This window comes from Bacillus sp. FJAT-26390 (genome assembly GCF_001682865.1).
Classification (GTDB): Bacteria; Bacillota; Bacilli; order Paenibacillales; family Paenibacillaceae; genus Pristimantibacillus.
This window is the reverse complement of the sequence record NZ_MAQX01000033.1, coordinates 67,666-85,773: the sequence shown is the minus strand read 5'-3', so window position 1 is coordinate 85,773 and position 18,108 is coordinate 67,666. Positions and strand designations below refer to the sequence as shown.

Annotated in this window: 12 protein-coding genes; 10 read left to right on the top strand and 2 right to left on the bottom strand. The window is 50.4% G+C overall.

The features are described from left to right. The first annotated feature begins 26 nt into the window (after positions 1–26). From argB to argH, 5 genes are read left to right on the top strand one after another with little or no spacing between them, the layout of a single operon-like run. Positions 27–812 carry an acetylglutamate kinase gene (argB, locus tag A7975_RS24695; RefSeq protein ID WP_065387166.1) on the top strand — a complete coding sequence of 262 codons (786 nt, stop codon included), beginning with the start codon at positions 27–29 and terminating at the stop codon, positions 810–812. Between the two features lie 6 nt (positions 813–818). Then, on the top strand, positions 819–2,021 hold the full coding sequence (locus A7975_RS24690) for an acetylornithine transaminase (protein ID WP_065386923.1): 1,203 nt from the start codon (positions 819–821) through the stop codon (positions 2,019–2,021). A gap of 45 nt (positions 2,022–2,066) precedes the next feature. Continuing rightward, positions 2,067–3,026: an ornithine carbamoyltransferase gene (gene argF, locus A7975_RS24685; RefSeq protein ID WP_065386922.1), complete on the top strand. Its 960-nt coding sequence runs from the start codon at positions 2,067–2,069 to the stop codon at positions 3,024–3,026. Between the two features lie 51 nt (positions 3,027–3,077). Further along, positions 3,078–4,307, top strand: a complete 1,230-nt coding sequence (locus A7975_RS24680) for an argininosuccinate synthase (RefSeq protein ID WP_053373834.1) — start codon at positions 3,078–3,080, stop codon at positions 4,305–4,307. A 26-nt stretch (positions 4,308–4,333) separates the two neighbouring features. Further along, on the top strand, positions 4,334–5,749 hold the full coding sequence (gene argH, locus A7975_RS24675) for an argininosuccinate lyase (protein ID WP_053373835.1): 1,416 nt from the start codon (positions 4,334–4,336) through the stop codon (positions 5,747–5,749). A 125-nt stretch (positions 5,750–5,874) separates the two neighbouring features. On the opposite strand, the gene A7975_RS24670 is transcribed toward argH, so the two are convergent. Next, the gene (locus A7975_RS24670) at positions 5,875–7,326 is read right to left on the bottom strand and encodes a VanW family protein (RefSeq protein ID WP_141680415.1); all 1,452 of its coding nucleotides are present in this window, start codon (positions 7,324–7,326) and stop codon (positions 5,875–5,877) included. Between the two features lie 202 nt (positions 7,327–7,528). Here A7975_RS24670 and ftsE point away from each other — a divergent pair, with 202 nt between their 5' ends. From ftsE to A7975_RS24645, 5 genes are all read left to right on the top strand, one after another. After that, positions 7,529–8,215, top strand: coding sequence for a cell division ATP-binding protein FtsE (ftsE, locus tag A7975_RS24665; RefSeq protein ID WP_053373836.1), 687 nt, complete (start codon positions 7,529–7,531; stop codon positions 8,213–8,215). Beyond that, positions 8,205–9,122 (top strand): permease-like cell division protein FtsX, encoded by a 918-nt coding sequence (gene ftsX / locus A7975_RS24660; RefSeq protein ID WP_053373837.1) that lies wholly within the window; start codon positions 8,205–8,207, stop codon positions 9,120–9,122. Before ftsE ends, ftsX begins: the two co-directional genes overlap by 11 nt. 12 nt (positions 9,123–9,134) lie before the next feature. After that, a complete protein-coding gene (locus A7975_RS24655) occupies positions 9,135–10,394 on the top strand; it encodes a murein hydrolase activator EnvC family protein (protein ID WP_255314533.1) in 1,260 nt (419 codons plus the stop codon). A gap of 165 nt (positions 10,395–10,559) precedes the next feature. Beyond that, entirely contained in the window at positions 10,560–12,038 is a 1,479-nt protein-coding gene (locus A7975_RS24650) for a S41 family peptidase (protein ID WP_082198440.1), read from the top strand. Positions 12,039–12,143: 105 nt separating this feature from the next. Further along, positions 12,144–13,439, top strand: coding sequence for a PDZ domain-containing protein (locus A7975_RS24645; protein ID WP_053373839.1), 1,296 nt, complete (start codon positions 12,144–12,146; stop codon positions 13,437–13,439). Positions 13,440–13,510: 71 nt separating this feature from the next. Here A7975_RS24645 and A7975_RS35285 read toward each other — a convergent pair whose 3' ends face one another. Beyond that, positions 13,511–17,920 (bottom strand): collagen binding domain-containing protein, encoded by a 4,410-nt coding sequence (locus A7975_RS35285; RefSeq protein ID WP_065386921.1) that lies wholly within the window; start codon positions 17,918–17,920, stop codon positions 13,511–13,513. Between the last annotated feature and the right edge of the window lie 188 nt (positions 17,921–18,108).

The window sequence follows — 18,108 nt, the reverse complement described above, 5'->3', positions numbered from 1 at the left end:
GAACAGTGACGGAGCAACGATTTGTAATGAAATGCGGAGGCAGCACGCTGGCGGCGCTTCCGAGCAGCTTTTTTGATGAGCTGCGCGAGCTGCAGCTAGCGGGTGTTCTGCCGGTTATCGTGCATGGCGGCGGTCCTGCCATATCGGACACGCTCGGCAAGCTCGGCATCGAGACGGGGTTCGTAAATGGGCTGCGCGTAACGAGTGAAGCGGTGCTTGATGTTGTCGAGATGGTGCTTGCGGGCCGGATCAATAAAGAAATCGTTCGTAAAATTCAGATCAACGGCGCGAAGGCGCTTGGCCTATCCGGTGTTGACGGCATGCTCATTCAGGCTCAGCCTGTTGCGAATGCAGCGGAGATCGGCTTCGTAGGCGATGTCACCGACGTGAATGCCGATATTATCGAAGGCGTGATGGGAATGGGATACATTCCGGTCATTGCTCCAATCGGCATTGATGGCGCAGGACAGCGCTACAACATTAATGCAGATACGGCGGCAGGCGCGGTTGCGTCCCATCTTGGCGTCGAGCAGATGATTGTCGTAACGGACGTGCCGGGCATTTTGAAAACGGTAGATGGCCAGAAGCAGGTGCTTCCGGTTGTAACCGTGGACGAGATTGAAGAGATGATAACGAGCGGTGACATTTACGGCGGCATGATTCCAAAAGTGCGTGCAGCCATTCAGTGTATACAAGGACGCGTGCGCGAGGTCGTGATCGTAAGCGGCGAGGAGCCAGGCGTGCTGACGAGAGCTGTCCGCGAGGGCGGCGTAGGCACGCGTATTGTCCAGACGAATGAAGGGCGGGTGTAAGGAAAGATGAGTGAGACAAAAACGGTTGATGCTGTGGACCAATCTTTATTTCCAACCTATGCAAGATATCCGATGGCTTTGGTAAAGGGCGAAGGAAGCTGGCTGTGGGATGATAAAGGGAATAAATACCTTGATTTTATGAGCGGCATTGCCGTTACGAATCTCGGGCATGCGCCTAAACAGATCAAAGAGGCGCTTATCAAGCAGCTTGATGAGCTGTGGCATGTATCGAACCTGTTCCACATTCCAAACCAAGCGGAAGCGGGCAAGCTTATTACGGATAACAGCTGCGCGGATGCGGTGTTCTTCTGCAACTCAGGCGCCGAGGCGAATGAAGCGGCCATTAAGCTGGCACGCCGTTATAATCAGAAGGTGCTGAACAATGGCCGTTTTGAAATCATTACGTTTGAGCAATCCTTCCACGGACGTACCCTTGCGACGCTTACGGCGACAGGCCAAGCGAAGGTGAAGGAAGGTTTTGCGCCGCTGCCGCAAGGGTTCAAAACCATTCCGCTAAACGATCTGGCTGCGCTTGAAGCGGCGGTTTCGGACCAGACTGCAGCGATTATGCTGGAGATGGTGCAGGCGGAGGGCGGCATTTATCCGGTTGACCCTGCCTACATGAAAGAGCTTGCCGCATTGTGCGAGAAGCAAGGCATCCTGCTTATTGTGGATGAGATCCAAACGGGCATGGGCCGTACAGGCAAGCTGTTCGCTTACGAGCATTACGGGATTGAGCCAGATATTTTTACGATGGCAAAAGGTCTCGGCAGCGGGTTCCCGGTCGGCGCGATGGCAGCGAAGGAAAAGCTGCGCGAAGGCTTCACGGCAGGCAGCCACGGCTCAACGTTCGGCGGAACGCCGATTGCGACAGCAGTCGTAAAAGCGACGCTTGAGACGATCGTAAGCGATCGCCTGTCAGAGCGCGCCGCGCAAAAAGGCGAGTATTTGATGTCGCAGCTTCGGGAGAAGCTGGCTGCCAATGCTTTTGTCAAAGAGGTTCGCGGTCTTGGCTTGCTCGTCGGCATTGCATGCGCAGAGCCGATTGCTGATATTTTGAATCAGGCGCAGGAGCGCGGATTGATTGCCATCTCGGCAGGTCCGGACGTTATCCGCCTATTGCCTAACTTGCTCGTCACTGATGAAGAAATCGATACAGCCGTAGCGATCCTAGCAGAACTGCTGGAAGCGAAGCGTCCTGTCGTTTAACAACATAACAATGCAAATGGTTTTAACCTGAAGGAGGGCTTCACCATGCAAGGAACAGTAAATGAGGAATTGGCTCAAAGCTTGAAAGGGCGCGACTTTCTAATGCTGGTCGATTTCAAGCCGGAGGAAATCCGTTACTTGATCGACCTCGCGATTGATCTTAAGCAAAAACAAAAAGCAGGCGAAACGCATCATGTGCTAAAAGGGAAGACGCTTGGCATGATTTTCGAAAAATCATCGACACGCACGCGCGTTTCGTTTGAAGTTGGGATGTATCAGCTTGGCGGACAAGGGCTTTTCCTTAGCGGGAACGACCTGCAAATCGGCCGCGGCGAGACGATCTGGGATACAGCTCAGACGTTGTCCCGCTATTTGGACGGTATTATGATTCGTACATTCGCGCACCGCAAAGTGGTTGAACTCGCCCGCGGAGCAACGATTCCGGTCATCAACGGATTGACGGATTTGTCGCATCCTTGCCAAGCGCTGGCGGATTACCAAACGATTCTTGAGCAAAAAGGCCGCTTGGAAGGGTTGAAAATCGCCTATATCGGCGACGGCAACAATATGACGCATTCCCTGCTTATGGGCGCGGCGAAGCTTGGTCTGCATATGTCCGTAGCGACGCCGGAGGGCTACGAGCCGGATTCCGATATTATTAAGCAAACGAAGGATCATGCTGCCGAGACAGGCTCGCAAATTCATATTTGCCGCGATCCGAAGGAAGCGATTGCCGAAGCCGATATCGTTTACACGGATGTGTGGGCGAGTATGGGACAAGAGGCGGAGCAGAAGGAACGCGAGATTGCTTTTGCCGCTTATCAGGTAAACGAGGCTTTGATGAAATACGCGAAGAAGGATCATCTCTTCATGCACTGCTTGCCGGCGCACCGCGGCGAAGAAGTGAGCGAGGGAGTTATCGACGGCGACCAATCGATCATTTTTGATCAGGCAGAAAACCGTCTTCATGCGCAAAAAGCGATTATGGCCGCTATTATGTCCTAGGTTTGTCGCTCCAACAATATGAATTTATTCGAAGGGAAGTAAGATACGAACATGGCAAAAGAAAAAATCGTACTCGCCTACTCCGGCGGCTTGGATACTTCGGTTATCCTCAAATGGTTGAAAGAAACATATGACGCAGAAATTATCGCTTTTACAGCGGATATCGGTCAAAAGGACGAGCTTGACGGCTTGGAAGAAAAAGCACTGGCAACAGGCGCTTCCAAAGTGTACATCGACGATCTTCGCGATGAGTTCGCCAAAGATTTTATCTACCCGATGTTCCAAGCGGGAACGCTTTATGAAGGCCAATACTTGCTTGGCACATCCATTGCACGTCCGCTAATCGCAAAACGCATGGTTGATATCGCCCGTGCCGAGGGTGCGGCTTATATTGCGCATGGCGCAACAGGCAAAGGCAACGACCAAGTTCGTTTCGAGCTGACTGCTGCCGCTTTGGCTCCTGAGATCGGCGTTATCGCCCCTTGGCGCCTTGAAGCTTTCCGAGAGGAATTCCCGGGCCGCGCAGAAATGATCGCTTACGCGGAGAAGCACAACATTCCGGTAACCGCTTCTGCGGCTAAGCCTTATTCGACTGACCGCAACCTGCTGCATATCAGCTTTGAGAGCGGCATGCTGGAAGATCCTTGGTTCGATCCAAGCTCCGAAGAGAACGAGAGCATGTATGTGCTGAGCGTATCTCCTGAAAATGCGCCGGATAAAGCGGAGTATGTGGAGCTGACGTTTGCAGAAGGAAACTGTACGGCAATTAACGGCAAAGAGCTTAGCGCTCTTGAAGTTATGGATACGCTCAACGAGCTTGGCGGCAAGCACGGCATCGGACGCGTAGATATGGTAGAGAACCGCTTCGTCGGCATGAAGAGCCGCGGCGTATATGAAACACCGGGCGGAACGATTTTGTTCACCGCTCACCGCAAAATGGAATCTTTGACAATGGACCGCGAGGTTATGCACCTTCGTGACTCATTGATCGCAAAATATAGCCAGCTCGTATACAACGGCTTCTGGTTCGCGCCGGAGCGCCTTGCGCTGCAGGCACTTGTTACGGAATCGCAAAAGAACGTGAGCGGCGTCGTTCGCTTGAAGCTCTACAAAGGAAACGTAATTGGAGCAGGCGTACAAAGCCCTGTCAGCTTGTACAATCCAGACATTGCAACGATGGAAGCTGATCCTTCCCAAGCGTATGATCAAGGCGATGCAACAGGCTTTATCCGCCTGAACGCTTTGCGTCTTAAAGTGTCCTCTGCAGTTAGCAATAAATAAGGTTTACAAGGGAGTGTAACGAACCAGTGAGCAAATTATGGGGCGGTCGTTTTACGAAAAAAACGGACCAATTGGTAGAGGAATATACGGCTTCGATCATGTTCGACAAGGAGCTTGCTGAAGAGGATATCCAAGGCAGCCTTGCGCATGTCACGATGCTCGGCAAGCAAGGCATTCTTCCGGCAGACGACGTTGAAAAAATTAAGGACGGCCTGCACCGCGTCCTTCAACGCATCAAGCGCGACGACATCGAATTCTCGATCGGCGACGAGGATATTCATATGAATATCGAGAAGACGCTGATCGACGATGTGGGATCGGTAGGCGGCAAGCTGCATACCGGCCGCAGCCGGAACGACCAAGTGGCGACGGATATGCATTTGTGGCTGCGCAAACGTGTTGTCGAGTTCGTGGATATGCTGCACAAGCTGCAATCGGCGCTTATTGAGCAAGCGAAAGCGAATATCGATACGATTGTGCCGGGATATACGCATTTGCAGCGCGCGCAGCCGATTCTGTTCGCGCATCATTTGATGGCGTACGTGTCGATGTTCGGACGGGATATCGAGCGTCTCCAGGATAGCTATAAGCGTATCAATGTGCTTCCGCTTGGAGCGGGCGCTTTGGCTGGAACGACGTTCCCGATCGACCGTCATTTTGTGGCGAGCCAATTGAAATTTGACCGCGTCTACGAGAACAGTCTGGATGCTGTAAGCGACCGTGACTTCATCGTTGAGTTTCTGGCTGACGCTTCGATCATTATGATGCATCTCTCGCGCCTGAGCGAGGAGCTTATTCTATGGTCAAGCACGGAGTTCCATTTCGTTGAGCTGGACGATGCGTTCTGCACAGGCAGCAGCATTATGCCGCAAAAGAAAAATCCGGACGTGCCCGAGCTTGTACGCGGCAAAACCGGACGGGTATACGGCGATCTTGTCGGCTTGCTGACTGTTCTTAAGTCGCTGCCGCTCGCTTATAACAAAGACATGCAGGAAGACAAGGAAGGCATGTTCGACACGGTGAAGACGCTGCAAGGCGCGCTTCAACTGTTCGCTCCGATGATCGCGACGATGAAAGTAAACAAAGACCGGATGCGCCAAGCGGTGAATCAGGATTTCTCGAACGCAACGGATATCGCGGACTTCCTAGTCGGCAAAGGCTTGCCTTTCCGCCAAGCGCATGAGGTTATCGGCAAAACGGTATTGTATTGCATCGAGCAAAACAAATACTTGCTGGATTTGACGCTAGAGGAATTCAAGCAGTTCTCGTCGCTGTTCGACGACCGCATCTATGCGGTGCTTCAACCGGAGCAGGTCGTTAATGCGCGTAACGTTTACGGCGGTACGGCAAAAACGCAGGTGCAGGATGCTATCGGCCGCGCCGGCCTGGCGCTGGAGCAAACGGCTGCTTGGGTAACCGAGTATCTGGAGCGCAGCAGATAAGGATGAACAGCCTTTTATAGGCTTTATAAAAGCAGCTCAGCGATGCCTCTTGAGGCAATCAGCTGAGCTGCTTTTTTTATATGGCGGCGTTGGAATCAAGATGCTTCTAGCTGAGATTAAATTCCCTAAATCCCGTCCTCCAGCAGCCCTTCTGTCGTATCCGGTCCCGGAGACGGCGTTGCAGCCGGGCCATTCCCGCCCTTGAGCGGCCCGACCTCGATCACCTTAGGCTGAGCTTTGTACGTATCCCGTGATAGCCGATCACGGGATACGACCTTTCCGTCACGCAGCAGCGTGCGGAACGTTTCGACCACATAACCTTCCTTGCCTTTCTCCACAGTCACCTTTTTGCCGGGAGATAGAAGGGAATTGCTTTTCTCCTGCACGGATGGCGCAATGGTCTTGAGCGTTACGGAATTGATCTCGTAGCGTTCGTTTGCCTTCATCGTACCGAATATTTTAACGGTAAGCCTGCGGTCCTCTACGAGGGTGCGAATGACGAGATGTTTGCCTGTCGTATTTTTAAAGCGGAAGTTAATGGCTCCGCCTGCGTAAGTGGCATCCTGGCCTATCGGCAAATAAGCAACGGGCAGCGAATGATTGCGCCGCTCCACGATCTCAAGGCCTGCGCGCAGCGCTGCGTTATAGAGGGTGCTGGATACTTGGCAGATCCCGCCACCGATGCCGGGCACGAGCTTGCCGTTCAAAATAACCGGTGCTTCGCGGTAGTCGTAAAGCTCCTCCGCTCTCGCGATCAGCTTGCTGTAGTCAAACACTTCATTTGGCGCTAGCTCCCAATCGTTCAAAGCTTCGGCGGTAACCGTGACATTATGGGCGCGGCCCTCGGCGCTCGTTTTGAAGTCAGTCGAAAACTCGACAATTTTACGCTCGACCCCCTCGTCCTTCAGCTTCTCCAGCGTAAGCTCGGGATGGATGGCCGCGATCGACAGCTCAGCTTCAAAGGCAGGCTTTACTGATGCGCCAATCTGTTCCTTTTTCAGCACGACAAAGTTATCGACCTCATCGAGCAGCTTCCCGATGTCCAAGCGGTAAGCGTCAACATGCGGCTCATAAATGACTTTATCCGTATCGGTGATCGTGCGGGCAGCGTTTTTGGTTTCGCTTTTTTCAATCCAGCTCCACTGCTTGCGGACGGCGGCATCAAACACATCGCGGTTCCAGCCTTGCGTCAGCCCGTATGTTTTGGCGAATTGATGCCGATAAACGGCACGCTCCCATATATCACCCTCGCCCAGCTTTAATAAAGCATCGCGAACGCCCTTAAATTCAGCCTTGTAGCCAAGCTCAGCAACGGTCCACTGCTTGTTGTCGCCGTTAGCAGCCGTGGCATGAATCGTAATCGTCCGCTGCAGCAGCGAGTTTTCATATTGATCCAGCAGCTTCAGAGCATCGCTCACCGGCATGCCTCCGATAGGGATGCCTCCGGCATCTACCTCAGCAGGAACGGTTTTTTGAAGCGCGTAATTCCAGACAAAGCCCCAGCCGACTGCGGCAACGAGAAGCAATGAAGCGATAACGATGATACCGATGTGTATACGTTTTACGATACGAATCACTCCTTTCTGCGTGTTTAAACAAGGACAGTCTTACATGTATATGCGCGTTGCCCTGTAATTTTGTCTATTCAGAAAGTTGAGTTCGTTTCGACATTTGGATATTTATGAGATTTGTGAAAAATGAGGATTGCCAGCTTCTTATGAAGGAATTCAGCACAAACTGTCGAAATAGTACTACTGACTATTAACAGGATGTGATAATGTGATTGAGATGCAAGACATATGGAAAACGTACATCGACGGAACGCATGCGTTAAGAGGCGTCTCCGTTCGTATAGATCGTAATGAATTTGTTTATCTAGTAGGACCATCAGGTGCAGGTAAATCGACATTCATGAAACTCATCTATCGCGAGGAAGTACCGACCAAAGGACAGCTATCAGTTAACGGATTTAACATAGGCAAGCTGAAGCCGCGCAAAATTCCTTTTGTAAGACGTAATATTGGCGTTATTTTTCAGGACTTTAGACTATTACCCAAACTAACCGTATATGAAAATGTCGCTTTCGCCATGGAAGTAATCGAAGCGCCGACTCGTGTAATCAAGAAACGGACGATGGAAGTGCTCGACCTCGTCGGACTGAAGCATAAGCATACAAGCCTGCCATCGCAGCTGTCGGGCGGCGAGCAGCAGCGGGTATCGATCGCGCGGGCGATCGTCAATAACCCATCGGTTATCGTAGCGGACGAGCCTACAGGCAACTTGGACCCGGAAACATCGCTAGGCATTATGAACCTTCTCGAAGAAATCAATTTTCGCGGCGCAACGATCATAATGGCCACACACAACAAAGATATCGTCAACTCCATGCGCAAGCGCGTCATTGCTATCGAAAACGGCAATATCGTTCGTGATGAAGCAAGAGGGGAGTACGGTTATGAAGCTTAGAACCATACTCCGTCATCTCCGGGAAGGCGCCAAAAACATCATTCGAAACGGTTGGATGTCGTTTGCTTCCATGAGCTCCATTTTTATTTCTTTGTTCATTCTTGGCATCTTTTTATTGCTGGCTTTGAACGTGAACCATATGGCGTCACAAATTGAAAGCCAGGTGCAAATTCGCGTATTCCTGCAACTTAATGTCGATAAAGCGAAAATAACGGAGCTGCAAAATAAAATCGGCAACCTTACCGAGGTAAGCAAAGTAACGTTTGTGTCCAAAGCAGAGGGACTGGAGCTGCTTCGCAAAAACCTGGGCGACGAGAACAAGGATTTGCTTGACGGTTATGAAAAAGAAAAAAATCCGCTGCCGGATTCCTTTACGGTAGAGGTTTACGATCCGCAATCGATCGAAGCGGCAGCCAAGCAGATCGACGCGATCAATAAAGCAGACGAGCTTATCCCGATTGCCAAAATCAAATATGGGCAAGGCACGGTAGAAACATTATTCAAAATTACAAACGCTGTTCGTTACATAGGAATCGTCGTCGTTATCGGTTTGTCAGTAACTGCTATGTTCCTCATCTCTAACACGATCAAAATGACGATTATTGCACGGCGCCGGGAAATCGGCATCATGAAGCTGGTCGGAGCAACAAATTCCTTTATTCGCTGGCCGTTTTTTATTGAAGGCGCATTAATTGGCATCATTAGCTCGGTCATTACAACGATAGCGGTATTGGCGGGTTATTCGCAGCTTGTAAAGTTTACGCAAATGGAACTGTCACTCATGATGATAAAGCTTGTCACGATAGAGGATTCCGGCCTGATGACCGGAACGCTGCTTATAGGGCTGGGTACTTTGATCGGTGTTTGGGGCAGTACGATTTCGATACGCAAGTATTTGAAAGTGTAGGTGGACGCGAACGTGAAGAAGAAGAAATGGGTACTATTCACAGTTACGATGATGCTCACGGTGTTTGTATTGCAGCCAACAGGCGGAGAAGCTGCTTCCCTTAACGATATCAAGAAACAAATTGCAGCCGCAAAGGCGGAAATGAAAGCGGCGGAGAGACGCGCTGCCAAAGCGGAGCAGCAAGCGGCAAGCGCTCATCAACAGGCTACCAGCGCCAAGAGCGAGAAGATTGATATTGAAGGCAAGAAATCGGAAGCGGAGGCTTCTATTGCTAACTTAATGTCGGAGATCGATAATGTCGTCATTAACAAAACGAAAACGCAGGCGCAAAGCGAAGCGAAGGAAGAGGAACTGCTGCAGACAGGACTTGAGCTGGAGCAGGCCGAGGAGCGCGTGAAAACGCGCGATGAGCTATTGCAATCCCGTATGCGCCTCATGTACACAAACGGATTTGTTTCGTACATGGACGTGCTGCTCAGCGCGACGAGCTTTACTGATTTTATCGACCGCTTTGACGCGCTCCAATCGATTCTGTCGCAGGATCGCGATATTTTGGCAGAGCAGCGGGAAGAGAAGGAGCTTGTTGCCCTCAAAAAAGTTGAGGTTGAGAAGCAATTTGCCGAAGTGACGGCCATTTATGAGAAGCTCAAGCTGTATGAAGCCCATCTTGTGAAGAAGGAACAAGAGAAGGAACTGATGATAGCGAGCTATAAGAGCAATATTAAACAGCTGGACAGCAAGCTTCAGCAAATCGACAGCACGCTGGAGGAGCTTGAAGGAATTAGCAAGGAGCAAGAGGATCTATTGATGGCCCTTGCCGCTAAAGTATCCAAGCTGAATGCGGAGAAAAACAGAATAACGAACCCTTATTCGGGCGGCAAGCTGGGCATGCCGATCAGGGACAGCTACCGGATAAGCTCGAACTTTGGCACGCGGGTTCACCCGATTACCGGCAAGAAGCACACGCATACGGGAATCGATTTTGCCGCACCGCAGGGTACGGATATTTACGCGGCGGAGGACGGCGTAGTTCTTGTCGCGCAGGCATGGAGCACCTACGGCAACTGTGTCATCATTGATCACGGCAATGGCTTGTGGACGTTATACGGCCATATTCGCAACGGCGGCATCAAGGTCGACAAAGGCGATAAGGTGTCGAAAGGCCAGAAAATCGCCGAGGTTGGCAGCACGGGCAACTCGACTGGACCGCATTTGCATTTTGAGGTTCGCAAAAACGAAACGCCGGTTAACCCAAGCAGCTATTTAAAATAAGCGCTCATTCATTCATATTGGAACAACTAGAGGCAGCCCATTGTGGCTGCCTCGTTTGAACTATAACATCCCCCAAATTTTGCGTGGATCATCTTCACCCTAAAATACAAATAATTGTAAGCGAATTGTCATATACTAGGATGGTCTTAAATAAGACCGTGTAAGATGAGAAGGTGGTGTAGACCGGTGCATTTCAAAGGACGCACAGTATTTGCGTTCGTTATGCTGACGATGATTGCATCCGTACTCGTTACGCTGACGATCGCGGACCAAATTATTAAACCAGACGAGGCGTCAAGGCCTGCGCTCACGGCCTCGGCAGCCGATGACGGCGGGCGTTTCAAGCTCAAGCAGGACGAGCTGACGAAGATCAATGCGGTACTGGAATTAATCGAAACAAAATATTATCAAAAGGTCGATCGCCTTGAGCTGCTCGATGGCGCAGTAAGCGGAATGATGTCTTCGCTGGATGATCCGTACTCCGTGTATATGGAGAAGGACGTGGCGACGCATTTTTCAGAATCGATTGAAGGCTCGTTCACAGGCATTGGCGCAGAGGTGACGCTTGAGAATGGTCGTATTGTCGTCGTATCTCCGATAAAGGGCTCACCGGCGGAGCGCTCGGGCTTATTAGCTAAAGACGTGCTGCTTTCTGTGAATGGAGTGAAGCTGGACGGGCTGAATTTGCAGGATGCGGTAGCGAAGATTCGCGGCCCCAAGGGGACGAAAGCGAAAATTCAGGTGCAGCGTGCCGGCTTCTCTGAGCCGATTCAGCTCGTGCTCATCCGCGACGATATTGATGTGGAAACGGTATACGGCAGCTTGCGCCCCGACGGGACAGGCGTTATTGAGATCAGACAGTTCTCTCTTCATACGGCTGAGCGCTTTAAGCAGGAGCTTGCTAAGCTTGAGGAGCAAGGCATGAAAGGACTTGTGCTGGATGTGCGCAACAACCCGGGCGGCGTGCTGCCAGTTGTCGTAGAAATCGCGCAATCCTTTATGGAGAAAGGCACAACGGTCGTACAGGTGGAGGATCGGGACGGAAATCGGGAGAAAACGCTGTCCAAGGGGCAAAGCAAAAGCTACCCGATCGCGGTTCTCATGAATAACGGCAGCGCCAGCGCATCAGAAATATTGGCGGGCGCTTTGCAGGAGAGCGCGGGCGCGAAGCTGGTCGGCGAAACCTCCTTCGGCAAAGGTACGGTACAAGTGAGCTACAACAAGGCATTAGGGGACGGCAGCCTGGTGAAAATGACGATTGCCAAATGGCTCACGCCTAACGGCAATTGGATTCACGAGAAGGGGATTAAGCCGGATATTGAGGTGAAGCCTCCGGATCTTTATACGGTAGCCAGATTAACGCTGCCGGAGACGCTTAAGCAGGATACGCTGGGCGAGCAGGTGCGAAGCGTACAAATTATGCTGCACGGGCTTGGCTACGAGCCGAAGCGCGAGGATGGTTATTTCGGGGCCGATACAACGGCGGCCGTTAAAAAGTTCCAAACGGAGCATAGCTTGCCGGCTACGGGACAGGTCGACAAGCAGACCGGGGAAGCGCTGGAGAAAGCGGTCATTAAATGGATTCAAGATGAGAAAAATGACACTCAGCTCCATGAAGCAATTAAAGCGGTAGGCAGGAAATAATGCGCATGCGTCGAATGAATAAGAGGTTGACTCTGTTTAACGGAGTCGGCCTTTTATTTTTTTGCGCTTATAAGGACATGTGGAACGAGCAAAGGAGTGTTGGCTTTGGAAACGGCGATGGAGTTGCTGGAAATGCTCGGAAAAGCGGCTGTCCAATTGGTTGCACAGCCATTTTATTATATTGCGGTTTTGTTTATTGTTTTACAGTACACGAGGCAAATCCGGATGGAGAGGCAAATGTTCGCGGTTAAGCTCCATAACTGGGTAGGCCTGGTTTTTAAAGCGCTGCTGGCAGGGCTGTTGATTGGGATAGCCGTGTCGGTCGCAGGAGCGTTCGTAGGCGTGTCGTTAACAGGCGAGTCGGTAATTTGGCTATGGGCGGTTGCCGCCATTCTTATGCTCGCAAGGATCAGGTACTTATGCTTCGCTTATAGCGCAGGAGTAATCACGCTTTTGCAATGGGTCATTGGATGGACGCCGCTCGCAGAGAGAACGGACTTTCTCGGATCAGCGGCAGCGTCGCTGGCAAGCATCGATGCAGCAGGGCTGCTTGTGCTGGTCGCCCTTCTCCATCTGGCAGAGGCTGTCCTTGTACGCTGGCAAGGAGATCGGTTGTCTACGCCTTTATTTCTTGAAGGAAAAAGAGGCAAGCTCGTTGGCGGCTATATGCTTCAAGGTTTTTGGCCCGTACCGCTACTGATGCTTGTGCCAACTGCCGGAGCGGGAGCATCAACGTCGGCGTTGCCATGGACACCGCTGTTTGGAGCGGATTGGTCGCAGGGCTGGACGTTTGTGGCGCTGCCTATGATTATCGGCTTTACCGAAATGACGCGGTCATTGCTGCCCAAAGATAAAGCAAAGCATGCAGCCAAAGGGCTGCTCCTATACAGCATCTGCCTCGCGGGTGCAGCAATATTAGCCTGGTGGCAGCCTATGCTGCTGCCGCTGGCAGCGCTGGTGTCGCTGCTCTTCCATGAAGCTATCATTTGGCGCAGCCGCTCTGTAGAAGCCGCTCAATCGCCACTGTACGTTCATGACTCGCGCGGCTTGCGCATACTGGGCATCGTGCCTGGAACGCCGGCAGCGACGATGGGACTCGTTACAGGCGAGGTGCTGCATAAGGTGAATGGCGTGCGGGTTAGAACGAAAGAGGATCTTTATGAGGCGCTCGTTCAAAACTCCGCTTTTTGCAAGCTGGAAGTGTTGAATTTAGACGGGGAATTAAAATTTGCGCAGCGGGCGCGCTTTGCGGGGGAGCATCACCAGCTGGGCGTAATACTCGCTCCTGATGAGCAGGCTAATTATTATGCAGCTTCAGGGCCGGCATCGCTGCTTGAGCTGCTTCGGAGCTCGCGCACGTCGAACCGTCGCGATGTTCCGCTGGAGAGAGCGGAGAGCTGATTGGCAGAACCTGTGGACGAAAAGAAAGGTGGGTCAGGAGATAATCCTGATCCACCTTTTTTTAATAACCATTAACGTCTTGTTCTTCTTCTTTTCACAACGAGTGTTGCAAGTCCAACTGTAATCATCGAGAAGCCGAGGAGCTGCATAAGCAGATAGCTGCCTTCGCCTGTCTTAGGCAATACCGGTACGTCTGGCGTTGCGATAACTCCGCCTTGCGGCGGCTCTTCCACATCAATTTCGAAGAAGATTTCTTCTTCGTTGCCATCTTTATCGATGACGATGATCGAGAACTTGTCTTTGCCGACGTAGCCAGGATCCGGCGTGTAAACCCATTTGCCGTCTGGCGTGATCGTAACCTTGCCATGGTCTGGTTTAATGCCGCCAATTGGCGTGCCATCCTCAGGAATCTCTACTTCGCCTTCAATTGGCTTGTCGACCTCTGTTACTTCTTTTTCAGTAGAAGTAGTAGGTGCCGGCGTAGCCGATACGGCAGGTGACGCTGTTGGCGATGGAGTAACAGCAGCAGTTGGCGTCGGAGACGGTACTGCAGTCGGCACCACTACTGGAGGGGTCGCCGTAGGTTTATTTGTTGGCGTCGGTGTCGGTGTCGCCGTAGGCGCTGGGCTAGGCGTCACAACCGGCGCAACGAATTTAACGTTTTTGACGGTAACCGGATTAACGACGGTTGATTGAATCGTAATCGCCACTTCGCCGCTGCCGTTAATTGTGTAACCAGCAGGAGCCGAGATTTCTTTGAGCACATAATTGCCATACGGAAGATCGGTGAAGGATACTTTACCGTTAACGGCTGTTGTTTTTTGTCCAAGGCTTACATTCGCACTATTGAACAGTTCGAACTTCGCTCCTTGAAGAACAATAGCAGCATTATCGCTGTCAACCTTGGTCACTTCCAGGCTGCCAAGCGGGATCTTCGTATTCTCTACTTGTTTAGCATTTGTTGGAGCATTGATCGTTACACTCAGCTCGCCATTGCCAATCATTGTGTAACCAGCAGGAGCTGAGATTTCTTTCAGCACGTAATTGCCGTAAGGAAGATCAGTAAACGTGATTTTGCCGCTGGCGTCTGTCGTTTTTTGTCCTTGGCTTACATTCGCGCTATTGAATAGCTCGAACTTGGCTCCAGCAAGAACGGCAGCAATATTAGCGCTGTCCACCTTTGTTACTTCCAAGCTGCCAAGCAAAACGACAGGGATCTTTTTGTTTTCAACCTTTTGCGTAACAGCTGCTGCATTGATCGTTACATTTACTTGACCGCTGCCGTCAATGCTGTAGCCAGCAGGAGCAGATATTTCCTTCAGCACATAATTGCCGTACGGGAGATCAGTGAAGGAAACTTTACCGTTAGCCGCTGTCGTTTTTTGTCCAAGGCTTACGTTCGCGACATTGAATAGCTCGAACTTAGCGCCTTCAAGGACGGTTGCGTTATTGTCTTTGTCTACCTTTGTCACTTCCAAGCTGCCTGTTTTCTTTTTATTCCCAATTTGCTTCGGTAGAGGAGTTGAGGAATTTATCGTTATCTCATAGATTCCGTTACCGTCAATGTTATATCCAGTAGGCGCGCCCGTTTCTTTTAACGTATATTTCCCATAGCGCAGGTTGTTAAATTCAAGCTCACCAGCGGCATTGGTCGTACCACTTGACTTCTTGCCATTGGAATTACGAGTCAATTCAAAGGCTGCGCCCGATAATTTGATGCTTGTATCATCCGCATCAACCTTTTCTATCTTCAAGGAGCCGATATAGACACTGCCGTTGCCCTCAGCGCCAGACAGAGCTACTCTGACCTCGGAAGGGTTGTCGATGATCTTTGTTCCTACGCCATTTCCTGTGAACGAAGCGGTATTCGATACCTTCTCGCCGTCCTTAGCATCAATAATCGATTGATATTCAAGAATGTAAGGCTTGGAAATCGTATTTAGGAAGCGGAGCTCAAAGGTTTCATCGCTATCGATAGCCGGATTGGTATTTTCGGTAAACACTAGCTCGTACTCATTAGTGTTTACTGGCCCTAGCTTGTTAACCGTACCGTCCGCAGCTACGGATGTGTTGAATAGCTTGAACGATTGTTTGATCAAGGTTTGCTTTTTGCTAGGCGTATCATTGATTTTGGCGCCAGCCACGGTCGATTGGCCGCGGTTGATATAGATCGTCCAGTTGATCGAATCGTCGCTTTGCGCGCCGGTTTTCGCTACATATTCGCCTGCTTTAGGGATCGTTACTTCAGCGTGCAAAGTCTTCTCGTTAAAGCCTGTTCCGCTGAATAGAGCATCGTTCTTAATCAATGTGTCGTCAATGAACTGGTTCACGAGACTCGTTTTGAACGTAATCTGGTAAGGCTCGGTAATCGTATGGTTAAAGGCAACGGTCAGCGTATTCGAATTTGCTGCATCTGGATTCGTTACGCTGTACTCTGATGCCGGAACGACAGCGCCTTGAGCAGTCGTTCCATTGCTGTTGATTACGAGCTTACGAACCTCGATAGAGCCGGCTTCATATTTTTGGACAGACTCGAGCTTGTCTATGACTTTAGCGGCAGCAATCGTTTTGCTATTGTAGTTGACGCCGATCGTCCAAGTGATTTGCTTATCGGTCGCGTTATAGCTTCCTTTTTTGTAGCCGTTGTCCTGCGTGTTTTTGTTAGGCGTAAACGTTGAAGATCCGGTTTGCTCCTTAACGGCGCCAGCAGGCGTCTCTTTCCAAATGACTTTGCCGTTGTTGGTGAAAGCAATGTTCGCATTGGAAAAATAAGATGTGTTTACATAGTCGTACTCCGTCGTATACGTGATCGTATAGGAAGCATTTCCATCCGGGAGTACAAGGCTGAAGCCCTTAGCCGTGGCAGTATCGCCAACCGGATTATAAGCAAGCGTATAGACAGAATTGCCGACGGTCACTCCGTTTTGCTTAACGACCAGACTTCCTGGCACAAGCTTTAAGGCGCCTAGCTGAGTAGGGAATGTATCCTCGAATTTGAGATCGTACAAATTGTATTTGTCGGCGTTGATTTCTACTTTCCAGTCAATCGTTCTAGCTGCGTAGTTAGCGTTGGAATTTGTTTTGTGCACGAAGTGATGCTTTATCGTTTTGTTGACTGAGCTTTGTTTCGTGTCGGAATAAACGGTGTTATTAATCGTCGCGTCGGCATAAAGGTTCGATGACGGGCGAGTTTGGTATTTGATTTTATAAGCGCCAGTAATCGGATTCGGATTCGTAAAAGTCAGTTTAAATCCGTTCTTGCTAGCTGTATAGTTAGGATGGCTGCTAACGTTGGTGTCTATCGCATAGTTAGCTGCCGGAATCTCAGCTCCAGCCGTGCCGGTAACCGGATCTGCAACAGGGTACACTTTAATGGAGCCTGGGACAAGCTCATGGCGATTATCAAACAAGTCAGTCAAGGTTGCATTGGCAATGGTATCCTCGCCGAAATTGTATTTAATTTCCCAATCAATCAGTTGAGTAGACTCGTCGTAAGTACCCGATTTCTCGAGCAGCTTGCCGCGCGTATTCGTCACCGTATCAGAGGCTGAGGCATTGCTGATATTGCTGCCTTTCAACACGGCGGTGTTCGTGAAATTCGCTTTCGTAATATCGGTAATTTGCGTCTCGTACTCCACGCGGTATGAGGAAGCGATATTTCCGAGCTCGATCTTCATTTCGTAAGCAGGAGCCGTAGGTTCCGTGATCAAAGGCGTTACAAGGACGGGATTGGACAAAACACCGTTCGTATCCGTATCCATTTTGTATACCTTGAGCGTGCCGGGTTTATAAGTCAGGCCGCTGGGAATGATGTCGGTCACTACGGCATCGTTCACCTTTTGCAAATTTTTATTTACGTCAACGGTCCATTTAATGTTTTCTGCGTTAAAGGACTTGTCCGCAATGCCTTTTTTGGCGATGGGGGTGGTTCCGGGCTTAGGCGCGATCGGAATCGTGATGCTGTCTCCGATATTGAACTGAATAGGGACTTCCGTTTTGTAGTTGATGCTTTGCTCGGTGAAGTAATTCCAGAAGCTAAGCGTTCCGTTAACGGCTGAGCCTTCGATCTCTTCATTAAAGGTTAATAGGACCGTTCCGTTCGTAACTTTATAAGTTCCGACTGAAGGTGTGCCGGCCAAAGAACTTTCCGAAATATTGCCGCCGTACATGACAAATTGCGACGGAAGCTGGAAGGTGTACGTATCGCCGCTCTTATAAGTGTGGTTTTCAGGAAGCTCCCACTCATAATTCAAAGTCAGATATTGCCCTAATTCGACACGGATATCCGGGTTTACATAATAAACGGATTGATAGACAGAGGCTATGACGGTACTAGGGGTATCCTTGTCAGTCAGTTTCATTTTTGTAATAATATTGTCTGTAATACCTGCTGCTTCTGCCGTCTTCAAAGCACCGGCGAAGTTCACGTACTGAAAAATCAGCAGAAACGCTACCATTAATGCGATCGTTCTTCTTTTCATTTCTTAGTATCCTCCATCTTGGTTTGGTCTATTGGGTCTAATCGAAGATAGCGATTAACGTTTAAGCGGCAATGCATCATTCCTTTCTAAATTAAACGGGTAAAATGTAGGGATCGGCCTGCTGTTATTTATGAGATAATCTATGTATGCATGGCAGCTTTACGAGAAAAGCGCCGGCCTAGCGAGGG

Coding starts and splice junctions, on each gene's coding strand:
- argB (WP_065387166.1), top strand. CDS start 27: ATGAAATGCGGAGGCAGCACGCTGGCGGCGCTTCCGAGCAGCTTTTTT.
- A7975_RS24690 (WP_065386923.1), top strand. CDS start 819: ATGAGTGAGACAAAAACGGTTGATGCTGTGGACCAATCTTTATTTCCA.
- argF (WP_065386922.1), top strand. CDS start 2,067: ATGCAAGGAACAGTAAATGAGGAATTGGCTCAAAGCTTGAAAGGGCGC.
- A7975_RS24680 (WP_053373834.1), top strand. CDS start 3,078: ATGGCAAAAGAAAAAATCGTACTCGCCTACTCCGGCGGCTTGGATACT.
- ftsX (WP_053373837.1), top strand. CDS start 8,205: ATGAAGCTTAGAACCATACTCCGTCATCTCCGGGAAGGCGCCAAAAAC.
- A7975_RS24650 (WP_082198440.1), top strand. CDS start 10,560: ATGAGAAGGTGGTGTAGACCGGTGCATTTCAAAGGACGCACAGTATTT.
- A7975_RS35285 (WP_065386921.1), bottom strand. CDS start 17,920: ATGAAAAGAAGAACGATCGCATTAATGGTAGCGTTTCTGCTGATTTTT.